We start from the raw sequence: 7,926 nt of genomic DNA, 5'->3' as shown, positions 1-7,926 counted from the left end.
TATTCTATCCTATCAAAAGAAGTAACGTCTTTTATACTGTACACGCTCCGTTTCTTACAAAAGAAATTACCCTCTGGTTGGCCTCGTCAATCTTTCTGTTGCTGAAAGGCTTCAGATAGGTTTCCGTCACCGTGATGGAGGAGTGTCCCATGGCTTCCGATATGATTCCGGGGTGTATCTCGCAATGGTAAGCCATTGTGGCCCAGGTGTGTCTGGCTGCATAGGTACTGAGTGCCGACTGCATTCCCAGGCACTGCCTGAGTACTGCCAGCCGCTGGTTGAATCCCCTGAGTGCCGACTGGTATTCCCGGTATGCGGCTTCCGTGCCTTCCTCGCTCTGCAGGATGGGAAACAGATAGGGGGAGTCGGGGTTCCTGTTCGCCACCATCCTGACCATCTGCATGGCTTCGGGTGTGAGTGACACGGTCAGCGCCCGCCCCGTCTTCCGCCTTCTGTAAGACAGCACATTCCCCTGCAGGTCCCTTTTGTGCAGGTACGCCAGGTCCACGAAGGGTATGCCCCTGAGCATGAACATGAGTACGAAGAAAATCCTTGTTCTCTGCTGTGTGTTTGGGAGCGTCCCTCTTTGCAGGCTCCTTTCCGTCTCCCTTACCAGGCTGCTGATGTCGGATGCCTCGAGCGCCTTCTTCCTGTCCGCCCGTGTGCCGGTATATACATGCTCGAACAGTCTGGGTACATACCGTATGTACTTTCGGTCCACTGCCCGATGATACACCGAGCGTACCGTCTTGATGTAGGTGGACACAGTGTTCCAACTGCAATTCCTCTGCCTGAGGAAGTTTTCGAACCTCTTCAGTACGGTCGGGCTCAGTTTGCGCATGGGCATCGGTTGCCATTTGGTGAATGCCGAGAATGCATTCACCGCTGACTGGTAAATGTGTGCCGTCCCCCACCTGCCGCCTTCCCGGAGTTCCCCGATGACTGAGGAGAACATCTCTTGTAAGGTAATTTCATTTCTATTCATTTCCAATTTATTTATAAAAGGTTTACCTTACAAGTATATACAATAAAATGAAGAAAAACAGAAGCTTATAATGTATTTCTTCATTTTAGCCAGTCTTTCAGAATGAACTCAAATATATTTCTTATATTTGCGAAAAAAGTCGCATTGAAAAAAGTCGCAATATGAATAATCCATTTAAATTCGGTACGATTGTAGACGGTGAATACTTTACGGATAGAGTAGCGGAACAAGAAAAAGTAAGAGAGATACTTGCAAGTGAGAATCACCTGATACTTATTAGCCCACGACGTTTCGGCAAGACCAGCCTCGTCCAAAAAGTAACGAAAGGGTTGTCACGTCCCGTTTTCCAGTTGAACCTGCAGTTGGTAACAGGCACTGCCGACTTTGCTGCACGATTATTGCGGATTGTGCTTCAACAATATTCTATGGAACGTCTGAAGCATCTTATCACTCACTTTCGTTTTATCCCCACCATTTCAACCAATCCCATGACGGATGGCATAGAAGTTTCATTTCAGCCGTCAATGGATGGTTTCATTTTGTTGGAGGATGTATTCACACTGATTGATAAACTGGGAATGAAGAATCCACACAAGAAACCGATTGTAGTACTGGACGAATTCCAAGAAATACGTACATTGGACAAGAATCTGGATAAAAGATTGCGGTCTATTCTACAGACTTACAACCATGCCAATTACATTTTCTTAGGTAGCCAGGAATCGATGATGCAGGAAATCTTTGAGAAAAAGAAATCTCCTTTCTATCATTTTGGATATTTGATGAAGTTGGGTAAGATTCCTCAAGATGACTTCTATGAGTTTCTCAAGAATGGCTTTCTTCTCTTGGGTGAAGATATGGATGCTGAAACGATAGGCCGCAGCATTCTGTCGTTCACCAATTGTCATCCCTATTACACCCAGCAACTGGCTTACCAGACATGGAATAACTGGAAACAAAACGGTTACAGTGATACTTTGTTGGAAACTGCCATTACGGAGTTGACTCATGTACACGATATGGATTATGAACGTTTATGGAGCACTTTCAATAAAACAGATAAAAAAGTCTTGATAGGCTTAACTATGCAGATGGGGACTCCGTCCAGTCTTCCTTTTCTACAAGGTGTCGGTATTGATTCTCCAAGTACTGCTTTCAGTAGTTTGAAGCGACTTGGACAACAAGGATATGTGATACGTAATGAGGGGTATGAACTGGATGACCCTTTCTTCAGAAGGTGGATTGAAGTAAAGAGAGAAGGGCGATAGAAAGAGGAAATCCTTGTTGGGTTTCGTATCATTTCAGCATATTGAGTTTTATGCTTATCATGTCTTTATATGATATTTGCATCTCCTCCGGTAGAAAAGAGAGACTGATGAACTCCATCCATTTGGTTTCTACTTTCAAGAGTTTCTTGAAGAGGTTTTCTATTACTTTTTCGTCCAATCCCGACGCCCGCATGGACATGACAAAGTCAGCCTTCCTCAATTTACGTTTTTTGCCGTTTAGTGTAAGTGCAAGTTCTTCGGTGTCTTCAGGCATCACCAATGCGGTAGACAGCATGTCATATGCTGGTGTGAGCGTATATACCTCTTGTTGGGGACTATAAAGCGAGAAGTTCTTCAAATGCATGTCGGCATTACCGGTTATCCATGAAAAGACGACTTGCTCCCAGAAATTCACCAGGTCCAATTTGGGAGCGGATGAATATCTCAGCACTAGCTTCGCAATCTGCTCATAAGAACCTTTGTATTTTTGTTCAGTGAGTTTTTCAGAAAGTTGGCACATATCCTCCATAGCCAATTTTCTCCCTTCATTCGTGCGGTCTATGCGCCGGGTGATATAGCATAATTCACCATCCTCAAAGCGGATGAGGCTATGTGGCACAACTCGTATCTTGGCTATTTCCGCAAGATGCATTGTCAGATCCTCTAATTCGGGAAGATTACCGAACCGTTCGGTTTGCGGCTTCAAAATATAGCGCCCCCATAAGCCTACAATCGTAAATCGTCCAGGCTCGTTTTTACTTCCTTTGTTGATATCCAATGATAATTTGGCCTGCACTCCGGTCAGTGTGGTCTGACTGCGAATTACCTGCCTTGCCAAATCGTTGAGATTATTGTGCGTATAAGGCAATATAGGCGCCTCTAGTGTCCCGAATATCTTTTTTGAGCAAGCCTTGTGGAAATCCCTCTCATTTCCATTCAGTTCTTTGTAGCAATACAGACATTTTGCCATTTTTAATCCTCCTCATTTATAGGTTCGATACCCACTGCACCGATACAGTCTTTACAGCACGCCAGCAACAGTGACATTCGGTCACGTGCATCTATTTTCCAGTTCTTTTCCGCAATGTCAAGCAGCCATCCTTCGGGTATCAGCCCGTCGAAAAAAGGAAACAGCACTTTGTCGTGATAGGCTTTCTCTGTCAAGGGTAATGTGAGACTGACAGCTTCTGCAACATCCGACTGCAGGAATTCCGTATCGTACTGGAAGGTATAGCCATCCTCATCCTCTGTGAGGATACCGGCTTTTATTCCTCGGAGATTTATCAATGCCTGCTTCATCATTCGTCAGTTTTAGTTATAGGTACTGCGCCAACTTCGCTGCCAAACAAAGACAGTAGCTGGTTTACCTTGTCCAACCGCAGCGTCTGTTTGCCTTGTTCCAATTCACGGACAAAGCGCAAGCCTACTCCTGACTTTTCCGAAAGTTCCACTTGGGTCAGATTGTACTGCTTACGCATCGCTTTTACATATTTGGATAATGTTGTTTGTTCCGTATATTCCATTTTTATACCCTTTGGGGTACAAAGATAGAATATATTTTCGTTATTACACCCATAAGGGTATAAAAAGATTAAAGGAGAAAGAGATTATGTCTTTTCGGGTATAAATTAGCTAGAATAAGTTTATGAATCTATCCATTTCCTGTCTACCTATTTCTGGCTTTACTCTTAAAGCCTGCCAGTCCTTCACTGCTTCAACGGCCTCTGTGATAATTCTTTCAGTGGCTTTTGGGCTAAGCATATAATCTCTTATGAGAATCACACTATATTTCTAGGCCGGCTTTGCTTGATTCTGCTGAGTACATAAGAAGATAGCTTGTTATGTTGTTCAAACTCTTATAAATTCTTGTCACTTTTGCTGCGTACAACTGTCTAAATGGTGAATTGCTGAAAAAAGCAAGAGGCTGTCTCAAAATGCACTTGAGATAGCCTCTTCTATGCAAATGTTTTACTCTTCAGTTTATTCCTGATATTTCACTTTTGTTCCCAAAGCATCGTGGCGCATTTCGCGCTCACTTCGGTAAAGCTTTTCATCTTTTAAATAATAGTATTCCTGATAACCTCCAAATTCGATATTGGCATACTCTAAGTGGTCTTCGGCCTTGCAAGACTTCCATGTACCTTCATACTTCACTGAATCAGAGAAAGTGATGAGGGTGGTTGAGTCTGCACGGAGTTCAAACCTCACGCCATTTTCCGTTATGAATGTACCGGCGAAAGAATGAGTAGACTCTGTACTGTTAGTATTGGTACAAGAATATAAAAAACCGAAAGCTATTGTCAACATAGCCAAAATCGTTCGTCTCATTGTTCTTTTGTTTTTATAGAAAAGAGAGTGCTTCTTTTCCGGAAACACTCTCTTTTATTAGTTATCTGCAGTGATGATTATCTTTGAGCAGGAGTACCAGAGTTCTTCTTAACATCAACTTCGAATGTCAAAGTGAATGTCTTCCACTTGTAACCGAACTTCACAGGGATGAACAATTTGTAATCCCAGTTAACCGGAGTACCGCTGTAGTTGTTGTAAGTCAGAGTTTCATCTGCCTGGTTGTAAACAACCTTGGTATTAGAAGGCAGAGGACCGTTTGTTACACCATCAGTCGGAACCAAGTTACCGTTAACCAGTTTCAAGTTAGACTTGATTTGGTCTGTCATCCATTCGCCCGGAACTACTTCGTAGAATTCCCACAAAGCTTTCTGCAAGCCGGTAGTATTGGCTACAATATACTTCTTGCCTGATTCGTCAGCATTCCAAGAAACATAAGTGAAAGCACCCTTAACGTCAATTGTACTACCACCTACAGTTGCATCAGTAAAGTTCTCAGTTTCACCTGTAGTTACTGTCAACGGTTCGATGATAAATGCATCATATTCCTTGATAGTTGCAGTGTGGGCAGCAGCCAGCAGAGAACCAGCAGCACAAGCATCTGTGTAGCATACGTCGGCAACCAACTTGATGGGGACATACTTGCCTACGAGAGCCTTGGCAGCTTCTGTCGGAGCGTCGCCGCTACGCGGTGCGTGAGTCGGGTTTACTTCTTCCAACTTGATGTTGTAAGTGATTTCATTGGCATCCAGCTTGTTGGGAGCGTAGTTCACAATCTCAGCAGCTTTCTTGCCGTCGATGTACAGGATTGTTCCGTCAGGACTTACAGTCGCAGTCTTTTCAACAACGCTTGTACCGTTGAAATATTCGTACTTGTAAGCAGAATTGGCAGCTTCCAGTTTTTCTTTGTCGAACACGAAGCGGGCACCTTCCTCTGAATAAGCACCACCTTTCACACCCTGGTGGCCGCTGGCAGCATAAGGATACAGTCCGGAATAGAAGAACTTCTTACCGGCACGCAGTGCATCGGCATACCAGATTGCGCCGCCCAAACCGGTTGTCGGTTTAACTCCGAGGTCGTTCAGGAAACCGTTCAGCAAGTCTGTGTAGATGTTACATGTCGGGTTATTCTCTGTATTGTTAGACCATGCCGGGTTGGATTCCTCGGTATTGTAAACAATCGGGTTTACATTGAATGTGGACCATTCATTGTCGTTCTTCCAGTAGCGGCCATCGTAACCCCAGAGGTTGAATACCGGCTTGTAGATAGTACGTGTCAAAGTAATCTTCAATGTAGGATATGCACCTGTAGGATCGGAGTAGTAGCAAACCTTGCTGAAGCTCATCTTTTCCTGGTTGTTCCAGTTCGGATACTTCTTAACGATGTCTGCATGAGTCAGTGTCCAGATGATGTTGTAAGATTCTACACCAGCTTCAGAGTTGGCAATCACAGAAGCCGTACCTTCGCCGGCACCCTTTGTACCATCAAATTGAGTATAAACGGCGTGGAATTCCTGCTTGGTCATACCACCTTCTTTAGCCTTGTCGTAGATGTCCTCATTCATTTCCTGAGTACCGATGCGACCGGTGTAGTTGCTACAGTAATAGATAGAATCAGCAAAAGCATGAGACAACTCTCTCTCGCCAGCTTCTTTCACCCATTTCACTTTCAGGTAACGCATGGCAACCAAAGCATTGTTTACTGTATCCACCAGTTCCACGCGAACGATAGGCTCACGGCCTACAGCTGTTGCAGAAGTACCTTCGACAGTATAAACCTTGGAAGACATGATACCGTTTTCGTGAGAATCCAGCTTGGCAAATTTCTGCTGGTCTGTCTTGTTGGTGTTACCATCTACGCCACCCAATGTGTTATAAGGAGCAGTAGGGATGTAGAAACGGAATGTCAGACCATAATCCTTGTAGTTTGCCAGATTTGCATGGTTAGCGTGGTTAGTTTTAGCATCTTTAGCGTCTGTAACACAAACCTTCACCAATTTCTTCAAATCAAGCGGCTCGTTATAAGGTTGCTTAAAGTCTACATATTCGTTGGCTTTAGATTCGTATACGCATACAGAGTCATGATAGTGTACATAGAAGTCTTCTTTGCCGTCGTTCTGGATTTCATCGGCAAACTTACCGGTCATAGTTTTGCTAAAGTCAGTTTTGCTATTAACCAGATACGGAACCTTAACCTCTTCGTGCAGACGTACATATTCAGAGTTCACATACACCTTAGTACCTTGTTCGTCAAAAGCTTTCTTTTCAGCAGCTGTATAGTTTTCAGCAGCGATAGGAGCTTTCAAAGATGCCATGTAGAACTTTTCCTTGTCGCCGGCAGTCGTTGCAGCGATAGAACCCTTGACTGTCTTTTTGAATTTTACTGTCAGCACGTCCTTATTGATGTCGTACTTAACCGGTTGAATCGGGCTGTTAGTCTTAATATCAGCACCGGTAGCCTTGGTCATAATATTTTCAGATGTGATGCAATCAAATGAGGGCAATTCAATATCTGAAGTACGGACACCTACGCTGGGGCTTACATGGAAATAAGCCTCGTTGTAATCTGTAGAAATGGAGTTAGCTGTAGCAGCAGCATTTACGTGGTCCAAAACCGGAGTCGTAGTGTGGTCTTGAGTTGTATGCTTAGCCATAGCCTGATACTTCTGCGGGGTATATTGCAGGGTAGTCAGCGTGATGGCGGCAATACCGTTGATGTGGCTGGTAGGGATTACGGCCAGGCTGGTCAGACGATGACCAATCAGGGACATCACCTCAGCACTTACCTTGTCAATTTCAGCAGCCAAGTCCTTCAGCTTCTCGTCTGTAACGAAGTCGCCTTTCAATTCTTCTTTCAGAGCCGCAATCTTTTGGTTTACGATGTCCAAAGAAGCCAACTTGTCGATTTGGTCTTGCAGTTCTTTCTTCAGAGCTTTCAAGTCGTCATCAGAAACACCACCTTCTGCCGAACCGGCCTTGTCCAAAGCTTCCTGAGCCTTGTCCTTAGCTTCGTTGGCAGCTGTTTTAGCATCGTTGATAGCCGTCTCCAAAGTCGAAACTTTTGCAGTCAGCTCTTCAAGTGAAGCTTTCTTGTCCAGTTGTTCCTGCAAGTTCTTGATGTCGTCATCATAGTCCTTACAAGACGTGAACGTTCCTGTCGCACCTATCATCAAGGCACTGAACAGGGTCACACTTAGAAACTTTTTGTTCATAATTGAAAAACTTTAAATTTATAAATTTAAAAAATAAAAAGTGAATAATTTCTCATTTCCGGCATTCCTTTTCCCACAATGCTTTTGTTAAAAAATTCCGTTACTTCGCAGGTAA

Annotated in this window: 7 protein-coding genes; 1 reads left to right on the top strand and 6 read right to left on the bottom strand. The window is 44.0% G+C overall.

Annotated features, from left to right (window positions below; genetic code table 11):
• Positions 1-31: 31 nt before the first annotated feature.
• Positions 32-985 (bottom strand): site-specific integrase, encoded by a 954-nt coding sequence (locus DXD78_RS17635; protein ID WP_009037329.1) that lies wholly within the window; start codon positions 983-985, stop codon positions 32-34.
• Positions 986-1,146: 161 nt separating this feature from the next.
• On the opposite strand from DXD78_RS17635, the gene DXD78_RS17630 reads away from it, so the two are divergent.
• Entirely contained in the window at positions 1,147-2,253 is a 1,107-nt protein-coding gene (locus DXD78_RS17630; RefSeq protein WP_009037313.1) for an ATP-binding protein, read from the top strand.
• A 28-nt stretch (positions 2,254-2,281) separates the two neighbouring features.
• Here DXD78_RS17630 and DXD78_RS17625 read toward each other — a convergent pair whose 3' ends face one another.
• From DXD78_RS17625 to DXD78_RS17605, 5 genes are all read right to left on the bottom strand, one after another.
• Complete coding sequence (locus DXD78_RS17625) at positions 2,282-3,223, bottom strand: HipA domain-containing protein (RefSeq protein WP_009037312.1); 942 nt, start codon at positions 3,221-3,223, stop codon at positions 2,282-2,284.
• Between the two features lie 2 nt (positions 3,224-3,225).
• Entirely contained in the window at positions 3,226-3,552 is a 327-nt protein-coding gene (locus tag DXD78_RS17620; RefSeq protein ID WP_022401131.1) for a HipA N-terminal domain-containing protein, read from the bottom strand.
• Complete coding sequence (locus DXD78_RS17615; protein WP_005824474.1) at positions 3,552-3,776, bottom strand: helix-turn-helix transcriptional regulator; 225 nt, start codon at positions 3,774-3,776, stop codon at positions 3,552-3,554. The genes DXD78_RS17620 and DXD78_RS17615 overlap by 1 nt, the downstream gene beginning before the upstream one ends.
• A gap of 457 nt (positions 3,777-4,233) precedes the next feature.
• Positions 4,234-4,581, bottom strand: coding sequence for a hypothetical protein (locus tag DXD78_RS17610; protein WP_022401132.1), 348 nt, complete (start codon positions 4,579-4,581; stop codon positions 4,234-4,236).
• A gap of 77 nt (positions 4,582-4,658) precedes the next feature.
• Entirely contained in the window at positions 4,659-7,811 is a 3,153-nt protein-coding gene (locus DXD78_RS17605) for a PspA/IM30 family protein (RefSeq protein ID WP_034529115.1), read from the bottom strand.
• Between the last annotated feature and the right edge of the window lie 115 nt (positions 7,812-7,926).

The sequence above is a fragment of the Bacteroides sp. D20 genome, assembly GCF_003436255.1.
Lineage (GTDB): Bacteria > Bacteroidota > Bacteroidia > Bacteroidales > Bacteroidaceae > Bacteroides > Bacteroides uniformis.
The sequence above is the reverse complement of the archived record's forward strand: the minus strand, read 5'-3'. Positions and strand labels throughout refer to the sequence as shown.

Coding starts and splice junctions, on each gene's coding strand:
- DXD78_RS17605 (WP_034529115.1), bottom strand. CDS start 7,811: ATGAACAAAAAGTTTCTAAGTGTGACCCTGTTCAGTGCCTTGATGATA.
- DXD78_RS17630 (WP_009037313.1), top strand. CDS start 1,147: ATGAATAATCCATTTAAATTCGGTACGATTGTAGACGGTGAATACTTT.
- DXD78_RS17625 (WP_009037312.1), bottom strand. CDS start 3,223: ATGGCAAAATGTCTGTATTGCTACAAAGAACTGAATGGAAATGAGAGG.
- DXD78_RS17610 (WP_022401132.1), bottom strand. CDS start 4,581: ATGAGACGAACGATTTTGGCTATGTTGACAATAGCTTTCGGTTTTTTA.
- DXD78_RS17620 (WP_022401131.1), bottom strand. CDS start 3,552: ATGAAGCAGGCATTGATAAATCTCCGAGGAATAAAAGCCGGTATCCTC.
- DXD78_RS17635 (WP_009037329.1), bottom strand. CDS start 985: ATGAATAGAAATGAAATTACCTTACAAGAGATGTTCTCCTCAGTCATC.
- DXD78_RS17615 (WP_005824474.1), bottom strand. CDS start 3,776: ATGGAATATACGGAACAAACAACATTATCCAAATATGTAAAAGCGATG.